General features: G+C 60.0%; 17 protein-coding genes and 2 pseudogenes. 6 read left to right on the top strand and 13 right to left on the bottom strand.

The genetic code is table 11. From position 1 onward, the window contains the following. The 4 genes and pseudogenes from AC1DLB_RS12170 to AC1DLB_RS12155 form a co-directional block, all read right to left on the bottom strand. Positions 1–301, bottom strand: a 301-nt coding sequence (locus tag AC1DLB_RS12170) for an efflux RND transporter permease subunit (RefSeq protein WP_477785052.1), incomplete at its 3' end; no start/stop codon positions are given. Further along, positions 298–1,614, bottom strand: coding sequence for an MdtA/MuxA family multidrug efflux RND transporter periplasmic adaptor subunit (locus tag AC1DLB_RS12165; RefSeq protein ID WP_019020895.1), 1,317 nt, complete (start codon positions 1,612–1,614; stop codon positions 298–300). The genes AC1DLB_RS12165 and AC1DLB_RS12170, both read right to left, overlap by 4 nt. Before the next feature lie 166 nt (positions 1,615–1,780). Continuing rightward, a complete protein-coding gene (tpx, locus tag AC1DLB_RS12160) occupies positions 1,781–2,281 on the bottom strand; it encodes a thiol peroxidase (RefSeq protein ID WP_018926141.1) in 501 nt (166 codons plus the stop codon). A 149-nt stretch (positions 2,282–2,430) separates the two neighbouring features. Continuing rightward, positions 2,431–2,727 (bottom strand): annotated as a pseudogene (locus AC1DLB_RS12155) (polyketide cyclase); the annotation flags it as partial. A 181-nt stretch (positions 2,728–2,908) separates the two neighbouring features. On the opposite strand from AC1DLB_RS12155, the gene AC1DLB_RS12150 reads away from it, so the two are divergent. After that, a complete protein-coding gene (locus tag AC1DLB_RS12150; RefSeq protein ID WP_192350688.1) occupies positions 2,909–3,334 on the top strand; it encodes a YciI family protein in 426 nt (141 codons plus the stop codon). Positions 3,335–3,789: 455 nt separating this feature from the next. Here the strand turns inward: AC1DLB_RS12150 and AC1DLB_RS12145 are convergent, their stop codons facing one another. The 4 genes and pseudogenes from AC1DLB_RS12145 to AC1DLB_RS12130 all read right to left on the bottom strand — a co-directional run bounded on the left by AC1DLB_RS12145 (position 3,790) and on the right by AC1DLB_RS12130 (position 7,493). Continuing rightward, entirely contained in the window at positions 3,790–4,461 is a 672-nt protein-coding gene (locus tag AC1DLB_RS12145) for a DUF3313 domain-containing protein (RefSeq protein WP_019650018.1), read from the bottom strand. A gap of 120 nt (positions 4,462–4,581) precedes the next feature. Then, positions 4,582–5,550 carry a hypothetical protein gene (locus AC1DLB_RS12140; protein WP_477743002.1) on the bottom strand — a complete coding sequence of 323 codons (969 nt, stop codon included), beginning with the start codon at positions 5,548–5,550 and terminating at the stop codon, positions 4,582–4,584. 86 nt (positions 5,551–5,636) lie between these two features. Continuing rightward, positions 5,637–6,131, bottom strand: coding sequence for a DUF934 domain-containing protein (locus AC1DLB_RS12135; protein WP_018926147.1), 495 nt, complete (start codon positions 6,129–6,131; stop codon positions 5,637–5,639). Then, positions 6,128–7,493 (bottom strand): annotated as a pseudogene (locus AC1DLB_RS12130) (nitrite/sulfite reductase). Before AC1DLB_RS12130 ends, AC1DLB_RS12135 begins: the two are co-directional and overlap by 4 nt. 264 nt (positions 7,494–7,757) lie before the next feature. Here AC1DLB_RS12130 and ccoN point away from each other — a divergent pair. Together ccoN and AC1DLB_RS12120 are read left to right on the top strand one after the other, a co-directional pair. Next, positions 7,758–9,185, top strand: coding sequence for a cytochrome-c oxidase, cbb3-type subunit I (ccoN, locus tag AC1DLB_RS12125; protein ID WP_477785051.1), 1,428 nt, complete (start codon positions 7,758–7,760; stop codon positions 9,183–9,185). Positions 9,186–9,200: 15 nt separating this feature from the next. Next, positions 9,201–9,422: a hypothetical protein gene (locus AC1DLB_RS12120; protein ID WP_064618182.1), complete on the top strand. Its 222-nt coding sequence runs from the start codon at positions 9,201–9,203 to the stop codon at positions 9,420–9,422. An 81-nt stretch (positions 9,423–9,503) separates the two neighbouring features. On the opposite strand, the gene AC1DLB_RS12115 is transcribed toward AC1DLB_RS12120, so the two are convergent. Together AC1DLB_RS12115 and AC1DLB_RS12110 are read right to left on the bottom strand one after the other, a co-directional pair. Beyond that, a complete protein-coding gene (locus AC1DLB_RS12115; protein WP_064618184.1) occupies positions 9,504–9,998 on the bottom strand; it encodes a hypothetical protein in 495 nt (164 codons plus the stop codon). A gap of 70 nt (positions 9,999–10,068) precedes the next feature. Beyond that, on the bottom strand, positions 10,069–10,845 hold the full coding sequence (locus AC1DLB_RS12110) for a helix-turn-helix domain-containing protein (RefSeq protein WP_477742999.1): 777 nt from the start codon (positions 10,843–10,845) through the stop codon (positions 10,069–10,071). Between the two features lie 78 nt (positions 10,846–10,923). On the opposite strand from AC1DLB_RS12110, the gene AC1DLB_RS12105 reads away from it, so the two are divergent. After that, a complete protein-coding gene (locus AC1DLB_RS12105; protein ID WP_064618188.1) occupies positions 10,924–11,616 on the top strand; it encodes an aspartate/glutamate racemase family protein in 693 nt (230 codons plus the stop codon). 1 nt (position 11,617) lies between these two features. On the opposite strand, the gene AC1DLB_RS12100 is transcribed toward AC1DLB_RS12105, so the two are convergent. From AC1DLB_RS12100 to AC1DLB_RS12090, 3 genes are all read right to left on the bottom strand, one after another. After that, the gene (locus tag AC1DLB_RS12100; RefSeq protein WP_018926154.1) at positions 11,618–12,136 is read right to left on the bottom strand and encodes a GNAT family N-acetyltransferase; all 519 of its coding nucleotides are present in this window, start codon (positions 12,134–12,136) and stop codon (positions 11,618–11,620) included. Positions 12,137–12,242: 106 nt separating this feature from the next. Continuing rightward, entirely contained in the window at positions 12,243–13,229 is a 987-nt protein-coding gene (locus AC1DLB_RS12095) for a LysR substrate-binding domain-containing protein (RefSeq protein WP_436275417.1), read from the bottom strand. Between the two features lie 92 nt (positions 13,230–13,321). Then, positions 13,322–13,762 carry a carboxymuconolactone decarboxylase family protein gene (locus AC1DLB_RS12090; protein ID WP_086946137.1) on the bottom strand — a complete coding sequence of 147 codons (441 nt, stop codon included), beginning with the start codon at positions 13,760–13,762 and terminating at the stop codon, positions 13,322–13,324. Between the two features lie 207 nt (positions 13,763–13,969). On the opposite strand from AC1DLB_RS12090, the gene pdxR reads away from it, so the two are divergent. Together pdxR and AC1DLB_RS12080 are read left to right on the top strand one after the other, a co-directional pair. Next, entirely contained in the window at positions 13,970–15,403 is a 1,434-nt protein-coding gene (gene pdxR / locus AC1DLB_RS12085) for a MocR-like pyridoxine biosynthesis transcription factor PdxR (protein ID WP_018926157.1), read from the top strand. 123 nt (positions 15,404–15,526) lie between these two features. Then, entirely contained in the window at positions 15,527–15,820 is a 294-nt protein-coding gene (locus tag AC1DLB_RS12080) for a putative quinol monooxygenase (RefSeq protein WP_018926158.1), read from the top strand. Positions 15,821–15,900 lie beyond the last annotated feature (80 nt).

The raw sequence follows: 15,900 nt of genomic DNA, 5'->3' as shown, positions 1-15,900 counted from the left end.
TGTTGATGTCGAGGCTGAACCGCAGGGTCAGCACCGAAGCGCCGCCGGAACTGGTCGAAGCCATCTGGGTCAGGCCGGGCATCTGGCCGAACTGACGCTCCAGCGGCGCAGTCACGGCGCTGGTCATGACATCCGGGCTGGCGCCGGGATAGAGCGTCATGACGCGGATGGTCGGGTAATCGACCTGGGGCAATGCCGACACCGGCAGCAGCCGATAAGCGATCACACCGGCCAGGATAATGGCCAGCATGCTCAGGGTCGTGGCGACCGGGCGAAGGATGAACAGCCGCGAGATGTTCATGCGCCGCCCTTTTTCGCCTTGTCGGTGGCCGCCGGCTCGCCTGGGGTCGCCGCCGATTTGCCTTGCAGATGTTCGGTCGGAGTGGTCGGTACATCCTTGCTGTCGTTGACCACCTCCACTTCACTGCCGTCCTTCAGGCGGTCGGTGCCTTCCAGCACCACCCGATCACCGATGGCCAGGCCTTCGGTGATCACGGTGTTTTCCCCGTCACTGGCGCCGACTTTCAACTGGCGGATGGTGACCTTCTTGTCGCCGTCCAGCGCATAGACGAATGTGCCGTTGGTGCCGAACTGGATCGCCGCCGAGGGTGCAAGCACCACATCTTTAAGGGTATCGGCCAGCAGGTGCACGTTGACGAACTGATTGGGGAACAGCGCTTGATCGCGGTTCTCGTAGCGGGCCTTGAATTTCAGGGTGCCGGTGGTGACGTCGATCTGGTTATCGAGGCTCTGCAACACGCCGGTGGCCTGCAATTGGGTGTCGCCGCGGTCCCAGGCTTCGGCGGGCAGCTTGGCGCCGGTGCGATAGCGGGTCAGCACGGTGTCCAGGCTGTTTTCCGGCAAGGTAAAGGCCACGCTGATCGGTTGGGTCTGGGTGATGATCACCAGCGCCGTGGTGTCGTTGGCCGCCACAAGGTTGCCGACGTCCAGCTGCCGCAGACCCACACGCCCGGTGATCGGAGCGCGGATCTTGGTGAATTCGAGATTGAGCTTGGCGTCGTTGACCGCCGCCTGATTGGTCTTGACCGTACCCTGATACTGGGCGACCAGCGCTTCGGCGGTGTCCAGGGTTTGCTTGGCGATACTGTCTTCGCGGTACAGGCCACGATAACGCTCGACGTCGACCTGGGCGTTTTTCAATTGCGCCTGATTCTGCAGCAAGGTGCCTTCGGCCTGGAGCAAGGCATTCTGATAAGGACGTGGATCGATCTCGGCCAGCAGGTCACCCGCCTTGACCATCTGCCCTTCTTCGAAATAGACCTTGACCAGTTCGCCACCGACGCGGCTGCGCACATTGATGGTGTTCAGCGCCGTGACCGTGCCCAGCGCCTTGTAATACAGCGGAAAATCGCCTTTGACCACCGGCGCCACGCGCACCGGAACCGGTCCCGTCGCCCCGCCGAATCCTGGACGCATCCCCCCCGACCGACCGGTATGCCCGGCAACGGCTTTCTGCCCTGCGCCCTCCTTCGGGCTGCTGCCAGCGGGCCAGAACTTCCAGCACAGGCCGACGATGACCAACAGGACAAGCAGGCCGAACAGCCAGCGACGAGGATTGCGGGAAGCGGAGGATTGCATGGAATGATCAACCATTGGGCGCGTGCGCTTTTTTCTACGGGAGGCTGAACGATAAGCACTGGCGGGTATTAAGCAAAGCGCCTTTACCGGCAATTTACCTTTGGCTTACGTAACAGGAAGTTAGGACACAAATGAAAACGGCCTGGACAGGGCCAGGCCGTTAACAATTGTAAAACTTTGCTTACTTCAGAACGGCGAGCGCTGCGTCGTAGTTCGGTTCTTCAGCGATTTCCTTGACCAGTTCGCTGTGCAGGACCTTGTCGTTTTCGTCCAGAACCACGACGGCACGGGCGGTCAGGCCTTTGAGTGGACCATCGGCGATGGCCACGCCGTAGTTTTCCTTGAACTCGGCACCGCGCAGGGTCGACAGGTTCTGCACGTTTTCCAGGCCTTCGGCACCGCAGAAGCGGGCTTGGGCGAACGGCAGGTCAGCCGAGATGCACAGCACCACGGTGTTGGCCACGTCATTGGCCTGGGCATTGAACTTGCGCACGGAGGTGGCGCAGGTCGGGGTGTCGACGCTTGGGAAGATGTTCAACACTTTGCGCTTGCCGGCGAAGCTCGCCAGGGTCACGTCGGACAGATTGCCGGCAACCAGGGAAAAGGCTGGCGCCTGGGAACCGGCTTGTGGCAGTTGGCCGTTGACTTGAACCGGGTTGCCTTTAAGAGTGACTTGAGCCATGAACGGAGTCCTTCTGAACGTTGATGTAGAGAATTTTGACGAGGCCGAAGTTAACCACGAAATGAGCCGGGGACCTATGCAAAAACACAAATTGTCATGAGTGGCGGGAGAGGCAAACCTGCAATTCCACAGGGCTGGATGCACGTGCACTACCCGAGCAACCGCAGCATATTGCGGTGCCGCGCCGCGAAAATCCGCCGCATGCAGGCATTCACCAGCAGCCCTTCAGTCAAAGCACCGCCAATCGCCGCATAGGTCACGCGGTCGGTGTACAGCGTACCGCCCTCTCCCGCCGCCACCCAATGTTCATGACGAAAGGCGCGCAGCGGCCCCTTGAGCATTTCATCGATGAAATGCGTATCGCCGACCTCCCGGATCACCACCGTCCAGTTCGACGGGATCAGGTTGAACATCCAGTGCCTGAAGCGGAACTGGGGGGCACCTTCCGTTGGTCGTTGGATGGGTCTCACAGGAATATTTGATCGCGAGGAGGATGTCGAAAATACATCTGTTCTCTACAACATCGACTAAAACGAAAAGGACAATTTTTGTTTAGGTGCGTTGTCGATTCAAGTCACGCCCATTCGACTATGCAATGAATCACTCAACTTCAACGGAGACAAGACCATGCGATTCATGATCATTGTAAAAGCCAGCCCCGATTCCGAGGCCGGCGTGATGCCCAGCGAAGAACTGATGACCGCAATGGGCAATTACAACGAGGAACTGGCCAAGGCCGGCATCCTCATCGACTGCGATGGCCTGCAGCCCAGCAGTAAAGGTGCCCGTGTGCGCTTCTCGGGAGATAAACGCACAGTGATCGATGGCCCGTTCGCCGAAACCAAAGAGCTGATCGCCGGCTACTGGCTGTGGCAGGTGAAGTCGAAAGAGGAAGCGATCGAGTGGGTCAAGCGCTGCCCCAACCCGATGCCGGGTACAGAGGCCGAGATCGAGATTCGCCAGGTGTTCGAGGCCGAAGATTTCGGTGCCGAGTTCACCCCGGAACTGCGTGAACAGGAAGAGCGCGTGCGGGCACAGGCGAAGAAGCAATGAAGCACACCTACGCGCGACTCAGCATTCAACAGTGATGTTGACTGACAATCCTTCTTCGCGAGCAAGCCCATGCCCACAGGAGATTGTGGTTGGCAAATCAGCCAAGGCTCACTCAATACCTGTGGGAGCGTGGTTTGCCCGCGAATGGATCTTCAATTCAACAAGCAAACCCGTTGACGCGACAACCACCTGCTAGAGTAAAAAAAGCCTTCATGCAGGCCAGACCGAATGTCATCTTCGGAAAATGAGGAAACGTCTATGAAAGGTTTGCTTCGCGTTGCGGGATTCAGCCTGATGGCGCTTTTCGCCAGTTGTGGTGTCGGTGCCCAGACAATGCAAAGTCATGCGGCGCCGGTTGCGCTCACTGTCATACCGGCCGACATCCCGGGGGAATAGCCAAGGGGATTGATCGTTCCCATGCCTGGGAACGATCTTGCGCGAACAATAAACCCGCGTTACTTGGACTTGAATTTTACAAACGACTGATTCATGTCCGAAGCCCAGCCATCGATCACGTTTTTCACGTCATCGGCTTTCATCACCTGAGCTTCGTTTTCCAGCGGTTTGCCGGTGCCCTTGCGCACCACCTGGGCGATGACTTTGTTGGTGCCGCCGTCGAGAAACACCGCTTCGGTGGCCAGATCGGTTTGCTGATCGCGAGCACCGCTGGCGGTGGTGACGGCCGCTGCCACCAGGGCGATCGGGATCACTTCATATGGCTTGAGGCTTTCGGTCTTGCTGCTGACGGCGGTGATCGCCGCACGTACCACGATCACGCCTGGGCCGGGGCCGCTGGCCAGTGGCAGGGATTTACCCAGTTCGCGCTTGAGCGCTTGATCGTAGTAGCTGGTGATGCCGTTCAACGTGGTCTGAGGGATTTTCGCTGTCGGCTGCGGTTTGGGATAGAGCTGAGTCGGCTCGATGTAGGCACTGGTGTATTTGTTGACGTTGAGCTTGGGATCGACCCAGCGCATCACCACGGCGCCCGATGGCGACTTGGCTTCCTTGAGCTGGCTGTAGTCCTTGAGAAAGCCGGAGTACTGGTCTGGCTCGACGACTTTGCTGGCGCAACCCGCCACCCCGAGAGAGGCGATGCACAGTGTGCTCATCATTAACGCAAGCTTCATGCTTTAACTCCTGTCAGAAGGACGGCAACGGTATTGCCTACGAGAGTTACAGGTATAGCTAATGCCCGGCGTTTTTGTATCGAAAATCACAATTTTCAGCTCTCGCCACGGTCGCGGCAATCACCACGAAGACCCGCTTTTCGCTGCCAACTCCCGCCGGCTATTGGCCCGCATCGCCTTGATCAACGATACCGTGCCCACCAGGATGATCACCGCGCCGAACAGGAAATCGAGGGTGTACAACTGGAAATCGTTCAACGGCCCCACCAGGAACACCCGGATCGCGCCAATACTCACCAGCGTCGCGAGAAAGTCGATGCCCGGCTCGTCGCGATAGAACACGTGCAGCAGCGGCAGGCACATCACCAGCAACAACAGCAACACAATCACCTTGAACGAGCCCTTGCGCTCGACGCTGAACGCGCATTCGTTGGCGCCGTAGGGCTTGTAGTCCTGCTCACTGATCAGCGAATTTTTCTCGTTGATGTACTCGACACGGTTGTACTTCTGGATCGGCGTAAAGGTGTTGGACATCTGCATGCTGGTGGTGACGTTTTTGAAGCGCAGGTCGACGCGCTCATTACCCTTGAGGTAGTACAACACCGGTTTGTAACCGTAGCGGTAGGTGTCGAACGGAAAGTCGGTCGCCCGCCCCTGGACGTCGATGGGCCGGGACTCAAGTTCGGCGTAGGCACTTTTGTTGACCGAAGACAGGTTACGGCTCAGGGGTTTGATCTTGACCTGTTCCATGAAAATCGGCGCAACGCCGTAGGACCACTGTAGCGGCTCCATGCGCAGCCGCAGTTCGTTGCGGCCCAGGTCGTAGCGATCAAAGGTTCGCTCGGAAACGACAACCGCCCCCGAGAGCATGAACTCGCCGCGAACGTTGTTGGTGATGCGCAGCGACAGTTGATCCTTGCCCAACCCGCCGCTATCGCTGGCCGGCGGCGTGCCGCACCAGGCGTAGCTGTCGAACGCATCCCCGAGCTGGCCGTTACGGTTCTCTTTGAACACATAAAAATAACTGCCCCACAGGGCCGCCATCAGCAACAGCGCTATCAACCCTAAAATCTTCTTGCCCGCGCCCAAACCAGACTCCTTTCTTCACCAACTCCTTATGAGACGCGGACTCTATCAAAATGCCATCATTGGCCCAAGCAAAAGATCTCGATGCCCTACCGCCGCCGAAACAACGGCCGCGGCTCGATCACCGAACGCCCATACAACACGCTCATCCCCGCCAGTCCCTTCAGCGCATCTTCGGCAGACTTGTCTTCACGCACGGCAAAGCTGTCGAAACCGCATTGGCGCATGTGGCTGAGTTGATCGCGCAGCACATCGCCAATCGCGCGCAATTCGCCTTGCCATCCGAATCGCGTGCGCAACAGATAGGCCTGGCTGTAGGCACGTCCGTCGCGAAAACTCGGGAAGTCCAGGGCAATCAGCGGCAGGTCGGGGAACCACGGAATCAGATTTGTCACTTCGTCGTCAGGACCGAGCCAGACACCTTCGAGCGCGGTTGTGGTGTCGGCGTTAAGGGCCAGCCACTGGGGTAACGGCAGGATCAGCGGCCCGGCCGGCGGTTCACCGGTCGTTTCACGAATCAACTGCCACGGGTCATCGCGCACCCACTCGGCACCGCCCTCTCGCAAACGCAGCAGATTGTTCATGCCGACACCTCCAGCACCTTTGGATAAACCCGTTCCTTGAATGGCTCCAGACCGATGCGCGCCAGGGTATCGACGAACAGTTCTTCGCTCTCGCGGTAGCGCACGAACGTGCCGATGATCCGTTCAATCACATCGGGCACTTCGGCGGCACTGAAGGACGGGCCGATGACCTTGCCCAACGCGCTGTCCTTGCCCTGGGCGCCGCCGAGGGTGATCTGGTACCACTCGCTGCCGTTCTTGTCGACGCCAAGGATGCCGATGTTGCCGATGTGGTGATGGCCGCAGGCGTTCATGCAGCCGGAGATGTTCAGGCTGATGTCGCCCAGGTCATGCAGGTAGTCCAGATCGTCGAAACGTGCCTGAATCGCTTGCGCGATGGGGATCGACTTGGCGTTGGCCAGGGCGCAGAAGTCGCCGCCGGGGCAAGCGATGATGTCAGTCAGCAAGCCGATGTTGGCACTCCCCAGGCCTTGCTCGCAGGCCAGGCACCACAGCGCATAAAGGTCTGCCTTGGGCACGTCCGGCAGGACGATGTTCCTTGAGGTGTTGCCACTCCTCCTCCACTTCCTTGGCGAACGCTTCGATCCCCAAGGCCTTGACCAGAATCTTGATCCGCGCCTTGTACTTGTTATCGCGCCGCCCGTGGCGGTTGTAGACCCGCAGCACCGCCTCGACATAAGACAGCAAATGCTGCCACGGCAAGCCTTCGCGAATCTGCAGACCGAGAATCGGCGTACGCCCCAACCCGCCGCCAACGATCACCCGCAAGAGCATTTGCCCGCTGTCGTCGCAATAAAGATAAAGACCGATGTCATGCATCATGATCGCCGCGCGGTCCTGTTTCGCCGAACAGATGGCGATCTTGAACTTGCGCGGCAGGAACAGGAATTCCGGGTTGATGGTCGACCATTGCCGCAGGATCTCCGCCAGCGGACGCGGGTCCATCAGCTCGTCCGCCGCAACGCCGGCGAAGGCTTCGGTGGTGATGTTGCGCACGCAGTTGCCGGAGGTCTGGATCGCGTGCATTTCCACTTGGGCCAGGCGTTCGAGGATGTCCGGGACCTGGGCCAGTTCGATCCAGTTGAACTGCATGTTTTGCCGGGTGGTGAAGTGGCCGTAACCACGATCGTAGTCCCGGGCAATGCTCGCCAGAGTGCGCATTTGCCTGGCGCTCAGGGTGCCGTAAGGAATCGCCACGCGCAGCATGTAGGCGTGTTTTTGCATATACAGGCCATTCTCCAAACGCAGGGGCAGGAACTCTTCTTCGCTCAATTCGCCGGCCATGAAACGTTCGACCTGATCGCGAAACTGCGCAACACGCTCGAACACCAGGGCCCGGTCATAGTCATCGTATTGATACATGTGGCTACCTCATCAGGATTGATCGGGCTCTGCGGCTCGCTCTCGAGGTAGCGACTATGAACCTGCGGCACAGCACGTTACAGATTCAGCTAAACACTAAAAAACCGTATCAGGACGCGACTGATGGCCGCAGGCATGCCCCACATCTGATCCGTATAAATGAAAGTTTCCTGAGACTGTTTTGTTTCCGGCAGGGTTTCTACAGTTCATCGCATGCCAGACCGGGTGGCCTGGCAAGACTTTGCAACCGTGGAAGAACTGACCATGAGCACAGCAACAATCGGACTGGCCTATAACTACAAGGTCGTCCGCCAATTCGTCGTGGCAACCGTGGTATGGGGCGTCGTCGGGATGGCGATGGGGGTATGGATCGCCTCGCAACTGGTATGGCCCGAGATGAACCTCGACCTGCCGTGGACCACCTTCGGCCGCTTGCGCCCGCTGCACACCAGCCTGGTGATTTTCGGCTTTGCCGGCAGTGCGCAATTCGCCGCCAGTTACTACGCCGTGCAGCGCACCTGCCAGGTTCGGCTGTTCTCGGACAAACTCGCTGCATTCACCTTCTGGGGCTGGCAATCGGTGATCGTGGTGATGCTGATCAGCCTGCCGCTGGGCTACACGACCACCAAGGAATACGCCGAGATCGAGTTCTCCGGCGCGGTGTGGATGACGGTGGTCTGGCTCGCCTATGCCATCGTGTTTTTCACCACCGTGGTGCGCCGCAAGACCAAGCATATCTACGTCGGCAACTGGTTCTTCGGCGCGTTCATCGTGGTGATCGCCATGCTGCACGTGGTCAATCACCTGTCGATTCCGGTGGACTGGTTCAAGTCGTATCCGGTGTACTCCGGGGCCACCGACGCCATGGTGCAGTGGTGGTACGGGCACAACGCGGTGGGCTTTTTCCTCACCACCGGGTTCCTCGGGATGATGTATTACTTCGTGCCGAAACAGGTGGGTCGGCCGGTGTATTCCTATCGCTTGTCGATCGTGCACTTCTGGGCGCTGATCACCCTGTACATCTGGGCCGGTCCSCACCACCTGCACTACACCGCACTGCCGGACTGGGCKCAGTCCCTGGGCATGGCGATGTCGMTSATYCTGCTGGCKCCGAGCTGGGGCGGYATGATCAACGGCATGATGACSCTGTCGGGSGCCTGGCATAAGTTGCGTACCGACCCGATCCTGCGCTTCCTCGTGCTGTCCCTGGCCTTCTACGGCATGTCGACTTTCGAAGGGCCGATGATGGCGATCAAGACGGTCAATGCCCTCTCCCACTACACCGACTGGACCATCGGCCACGTGCACGCCGGCGCCCTCGGTTGGGTGGCGATGATCACCTTCGGCGCGATCTATCACATGGTTCCGAAAGTCTTCGGCCGCACGCAAATGCATAGCGTGCCGCTGATCAACCTGCACTTCTGGCTGGCGACCATCGGCACCGTGCTGTACATCGCGTCCATGTGGGTCAACGGCATCACCCAGGGCTTGATGTGGCGTGCGATCAACGACGACGGCACGCTGACCTACTCGTTCGTCGAGGCGTTGCAGGCCAGTCATCCAGGCTTCATCGTGCGGTTTGTCGGCGGGGTGTTCTTCCTCAGCGGCATGCTGCTGATGGCGTATAACGTGTGGCGTACGGTGCGGGTTGCGGATGTGAAGATGGCCGAACTTGAAGCGCAGTATGCCTGAGGCAAGGAGCCTGACATGATCGAAATGGCATTGAATCTATTGGGCGTGCTGGGGCTTTGGCTGGCGATCGAATACTGCTTGAAACAGCAGACGACCGAGAGCCTGGACGATGCCAGCCTGATTCCGTTTGCCGATGACCCCGAGGTGGCGCGGCGGGTGGAATTGGCTACCGGCAAGAGAGTGAAAGCGGTAGCGCCGCAAGAGTTGAAACCTGGCTGGGGCAACCTCGAAATCTGAGGTACACCCAATTCACTGTGGGAGCGGGCTTGTGGCCACAAAAGCCCGCTCCCACAGGGTTGAGTGTCGATCACATGGACATTAGTTGCGCTCGCGGGGAATCAGGCTCTGCAGTTGCTGCGCCAAAAAGTTTGCATCGAAGGCAAAGGTGTCCGGATCTTTCAGGCCGTTGGTCTTGCGCCATTGCCAGGCGCTGGACGGTGGCAGGCACACCAGCGAAATACTGCCATAGCGCGCCGCGGTCAACCCCATCACGGCAAGGGAAATCTGCCCACCAACGCCCATCACGTCCGGCACAAACTCCACCGGTTTGCCGGCGATAACGACGCTCAGTTTCTCGGTCTTGAACGTCGACGTCTCCACCGGCACACTCGGCCCGGATGCGACATACGCCTCGCGGCTCACTTCCAGCAGGTTCGGTGCCAGGACCGGTGCCAGCCACTGCTGGATCTGATCGAACAACTCCCCGATGCGCGTCGCCCACACGGCCGATTGCGCTTCAAACAGTTGCTTCTTGTGCGCTTCGCTTTCTGCGTAGTGGCGAAGCATCTCGCCCAGTTGCTGTACGTCGTCCATTGCGGTGTTCCTTTGGTTGAAGCGGTGCTGCGGACTTTGAGCATGGCAGATGCGCGCTGCCGGCGTACGACTAAAAGCGCGAGCGGTACTGGCTGGGGGTCATGGCCAGGTATTTGCGAAAGGCACTGCCCATGTGGGACTGATGGGCGAAGCCGACATCCAGAGCGATGCTGGCCAAGGGCAGAGCCGTGCGCTCGATCAGCCTGCGTGCGGCCTGAAGCCGCACTTCAATGAGGTAGGCGTGAGGCGTCAGGCCAATAGCCTGGGTGAAATCGCGCAGAAAGCGCAGTTCGTTGTGCCCATAGGTGACAGCCAATTGTTCCAGCGTCAGGGGGTGCTGGAACTGCTCGACGATCTGTTCCATGACTCGGGCAAAGGCCTTGGGCGTGGCACGCTGCGTTGTATCGGTTATCGAACCCGCGACGCCAACCAGCGCCGCGGCACATTGCTCAAGCGCCAGCGGGTCGGGCTGCGTGGCGAGCAACTGACGACGAATCTCACGTGCGATGGTCAGCGCACGTCGATTGCCGCAAGACTGCACACGGTGGGCGACACTGGGTAATTGTTCGCTGGCGAACTGTTCGTCCAGCCGCATCAGCAGATACTCGCCACCGCTGGCCGATTCGGAAAACACCTCCACGCCGACCGGCGTGTACGCCAATACGCCCGGCCAGGTATCGAAATCCGTCCGCCGGTCAGAATCGATCGCATGCACGCCCTGCTGACGTTCCAGCGTCACTCCGAGGGTTTGTGACTGCGCCGGATCCCGCGCGCTGTACGGCGCACGGGGCAAGAGTTGCAGGCAGAGTCTGCCGCCCAACAGGTTCTCGCTCAGCACACCGGGCATGTGAAATTTCCTGATAGATCGGAACAAGGATCCACTGGACACTCTCTCGCAAGGGTTTGCCATTCACAGGAGCATGACATGCGCACCATCGGCCTTATCGGCGGCATGAGCTGGGAGTCCAGCGCCGAGTATTACCGTCTTATCAACCAGCAGGTACGCGACCGCCTCGGGCCGTTGCGTTCGGCGAAATTGCTAATGTACAGCGTCGACTTCGGCCCTGTCGAACAGGCCCAACATGCCGGGCGCTGGGACGATGCGGCGGCGATTCTGGTGGATGCCGCGCAACGCCTGGAGGCTGGCGGCGCCGACTGCGTGGTGCTGTGTACCAACACCATGCACAAGGTGGCCGGGCAGATTCAGTCTGCGATTGATATTCCGTTCCTGCACATTGCCGACCCGGCCGCTCAGGCGGCGCTGGACGCCGGTGCGCTGCGGGTAGGCCTGCTCGGTACTGCATTCACCATGGAGCAGGACTTTCTCAAGGCACGTCTGACGGCCAAGGGCCTGACGGTGCTGGTGCCGGAGGCTGAAGAGCGACAGGCGGTGCATCGGATCATCTATGACGAGTTGTGCGTCGGGGTCATCAGCGAGGCGTCGCGCCAGGTCTATCAACGGGTGATCGAAGCGCTGACCGAACGCGGCGCCCAGGCGATCATCCTCGGCTGCACCGAGATCGGCCTGCTAATCAAACCCGAGCACAGCGCCCTGCCCTTGTTCGACACCACCGAACTGCATGCGCAGGCGGCGGTGGCGTTTGCCTTGGGCGACTGACTCAACCTTCCTTGGGCGTGCGACGCAAGCGCGCCATGCTCAGGGTATCGACCAAGCGACCGTCACGCACGGCATAGTCGCGGAACAGGCCTTCGGTCTCGAAGCCGAATTTTCGGTACAGGCCGATGGCCGCTTCGTTGTCGGCGTACACCGAGAGTTCGACCCGTTGCAGGTTCATCCAGTTGTCGGCGACATCGAGCGCCGCCGCCAGCAGCTTCGAACCGACACCCTTGCCTTGCCAAGCCACGGCGACACCCATGCCGAAGCTGCCGGCGTGGCTGCGGCGAACTCGCGAAAACTGTTCCAGACCGATGTTGCCGATGACCGTTCCCTGGTGCAGCGCCACCAGTTTCACCGCCCGTTCGTTGTCGGCCATCAGGCGTTGGCGCCAGACCTCGGTGGACTGAAACGGCATCTGCAGCACCTGACGGGCCACAGCCGGGTCGTTGTAGAGGGCGGTGACGCCCTCGATGTGGGATTCGTTGAAGCGTTCGAGGGTAATGACGGAGTCGGCGGGCATGAATGTTTCGTCCTTGATGCGTACATGGCCGCTTACTCTATAACGGCGCAAACCCATGTGGCGAGGGGGCTTGCCCCCTCGCAACAAAGGTGTTCTTGCCAGAAGCTCAGTCAAGCTGCTCGAACCACTCCCGCCGCTCGTTGAAGGTATTGCGGATCAGCTCGACAACTCCCTGCACCTCGGCCTCATTTCGGGAGTCGGCATTGACCGCCATCCACACCTGGCGCTGCATCGGTTGGTTGAACAGCCCGGACAACGCCAGCAGCCCTCGATCGAATCGGCTCATGTAGTGCGGCAGCAAACCGATGCAGGCGCTGCAACGGATCATCTCCAGCATCAACTCATAGGAATGCAACTGCACCACCCCCGCCAGGCGCTGCTCCACCAGACGGTTCCACGGCCCAAAGGTCTCGACCTGGCGGTCGTGCTGCCATTGCACCAGCATGAAGTCGGCCAGGTCACCCAGGCTGTCCGGGCGGGCCGCGACCCGCGAGTAACGTTTGGCAATGTGCGGCAGATAGTCCAGCCGTGCCAGACGCTGGGGCTCGCTGATGGCGAAACTGGGGCCTGGTAGCGGCGAATCAGTGCCCGTCAGCCACACCACCACATCGGCGCTGATCGCCCGCAGGGACAGTTCGCTGTCGAGGGAAATGATGTCCAGGCGCACACTGGCGTTGCGCCGCAGCAGCGAGACCAGGTCGCGACCGAGGATGTCGTGCAGGATCGACTCGGCCACGGCCAGGCGAATCAAGGGCTGTTCGATCACCGGCAAGTCGCGTTCACGGGCCAAGGCCATCAACTGCGCCTGAAGCTGCAACCCGTCACGACTGAGGGCAAAGCCATTGCCCGAATGGCAGAACAACGAGCGCTGCAGTTGTGTTTCAAGTTGCGCCAATTGTTTACGCAACTGGGTCGACTTGATATTGAGACTGCGGGCCGCCTGCATGAAACAGCCACAGCGGGCGCTGACCCTGAAAGACTGCAGCAACACCGGATCGATTCCGGCTATCCGTGAGTGTAAGGCGTTACTGTGTTCTACGGGCGAATGGTACTCGGCCACGCCCTGACGCCCGGCGGATTCCATGAATGACATTGATGACTCCCTGTCGATCTGTCCTTGAGCGTTTCATCCTGCTGATCGTTCATGAACCTGATGTGACAAGCGGGCAAAAACCAAACCAATAATCAACCGCCGGGGGGTTGCCGAAAACTCACCGCCAGGCGATTCCAGCTGTTGATGGCGCTGATGGCCATCGTCAGGTCGACCAATTCCCCTTCACCGAACTGCTCCCGGGCCAGTGCATAAACATCGTCCGGCACATGGCTTTGCGCGAGCAGGGTCACCGCTTCGGTCCAGGCCAGGGCCGCCCGCTCCCGAGGGCTGAAAAAGCCGCTGTCGCGCCAGACCACGATTGCATACAGCCGCCGATCGGTCTCGCCGATACGACGTGCGTCCACCGAGTGCATGTCAGTGCAGAAGGCGCAGCCATTGAGCTGCGAGGCGCGGATCTTGATCAGGTTCAGCAACGCCGGTTCGATGCTCAGATCACGGGTCAAGGCCTCCATGGCGATCATGGCTTTCATCGCCTTGGGCGATGCGCTGTAGTAATCCAGGCGAACGGTCATGGCGGCGGCCTCGTGGCGCGAATCGGTATCTCCACGTTAGGCGCTGATGCACGAGCGTTACAGAGCCAATTCAGCGAAAAAGCCATGGACCGCCCGACRGAAGACCAATCGCCGGTTTTTCACCCACACAACTTCTGTGCAGTCACTCATGCAGGTAATCTGGCGCGACGCACAGTCGCCTCACAATCGCCCAGGAGCCCCGCCGGTATGGAACTTCACGTTGTCATCAACGGCCGCAAGGATCTGGCAGGCCAGCTGTACCGGCAACTGCGCAGCGCCATTGAATCCGGGCGCCTGGCAGCCGGCACGCAGYTGCCGCCCAGCCGTTTGCTGGCCGAACAACTGGGGATTTCGCGCAAGACCATTTCCGACACGTATGCGCAACTGACCTACGAAAACTTCCTCACCGGGGTGATCGGCAAAGGCACCTACGTCAATGCCCGGGCGGCAAAAGTCGTCCGTAAACAGAGCCATTCGGAATTGGCCAGCTTCGATGTCATCGAGAGCTGGCGCAAGTTGCCGACGTTCTTGCGCCACCCGACGCTGGAAGGCTCGCTGCGCTACGACTTTATCGGTGGTGCAACCAGCAAGGGCCAATTTCCGCAGGACGACTGGCGCCGTTGTACCTCCCATGCCTTGCGCCAGATCGCCGGCTCCAAGGGTTTCTACAGCCAGCCCGAAGGCCTGCCGGCGCTGCGCAATGCAATCGCACAGCACATCGCATTTTCCCGCGGGGTCAATTGTCGGGACGAAGACGTTGTGGTGTGCAATGGCGCGCAGCAAGCGCTGGACCTGATTTCCCGGGTGTTGACCCAACCGGGCAGCCTCGTGGCCATGGAGGACCCCGGTTACCCTCCTGCGCGCCTGTTGTTCGGGACTCATGGCGCAACGGTGGTCGGCGTGCCGGTCGATGCGCAAGGCATCCAGGTCGAGCACATTCCCGACGGCACGCGGCTGATTTATGTCACCCCCTCGCACCAGTTCCCCTTGGGCATGCCCATGAGCCACGAGCGTCGGCTGGCGCTGCTGGAGCGGGCCCACGAACTGGGGGCGATCATCATCGAGGACGATTACGACAGCGAGTTCCGCTATGAAGGACGGCCCACCGACTCGCTGCAAAGCCTGGATGAACGCGGCATCGTCGCCTACGTTGGCACCTTCTCGAAGACCCTGTTGCCGGAGTTGCGGCTGGGGTATGCGATTTTGCCGCCAGCGATTCTCGAAGCGGTGATCAGCGCCAAGCAACTCACCGACCGGCACACCTCCACCCTGCCCCAATGGGCGCTGGCCAAGTTCATCGCCGAAGGCTGTTTGCTCAAGCACATCCGGCGTTGCCACACGATTTACGCCGGGCGCCGCGAACGGATCCTGGCGCGGATGGCGGGCGACCTTTCGCCATGGTTCGAAGCGGTGCCGACCACGGCCGGGTTTCACATGGCGGTACTGTGCAAGGTGCCGGTCGATATTCCATTGGTGATCGAGCTCGCGAAAAAAGTCGAAGTGGGGCTCTATACCCTGGACGACTTTTTTTACCAGCAAACGCCACGGGCCGGGCTTTTCCTGGGATTCGGGGCGATCGAAACCCTGGACATCGACATCGCCCTGGACCGTTTGCGGGACATTTTGCAGCAGGTTGGTTGAGGGATTGGTCTGCGGTTTTATCCGGTGATTGGCTATTGGCGGCCCAAGGGGGCAGGCCTATCCTGCATGGGCGTTATCCCTCAATGAGCAGGATTCGTCCGGCCTGATTCAGGAGTGTGAGTAATGTCCAACCAAGTGTTCAACACTGTAAAGATACGAGCTGCCGCCGGTCGCTCGGACGAACTGGGCAAACAACTGCAAAAGATTGTCGACACCCTGCGCGAACTTCCGGGCTGTGACGGCTATATGGTCGACCGCTGCCCCGAAGACGACACCCGCTGGACGGTCAGCGCCCGCTGGCAATCGGAAGCGGCCATGCAAGCGCATTTCAATCGCCCCGAAGTGCAAGGCTTTATCGGCCTGATCGACAGCCGACTGGCCAATGCCGTCGACTTCAACAGCTTTCCTATCGTCTAAAACAAGATCAAAAGATCGCAGCCCCGTAGCAGCTGTCGAGCCTGCGAGGCTGCGTTCGGCTGCGAAGCAGTCGTGAGTCC

Source organism: Pseudomonas sp. 05N434 (assembly GCF_056396965.1).
This window is presented reverse-complemented; position numbering and strand designations above follow the sequence as displayed.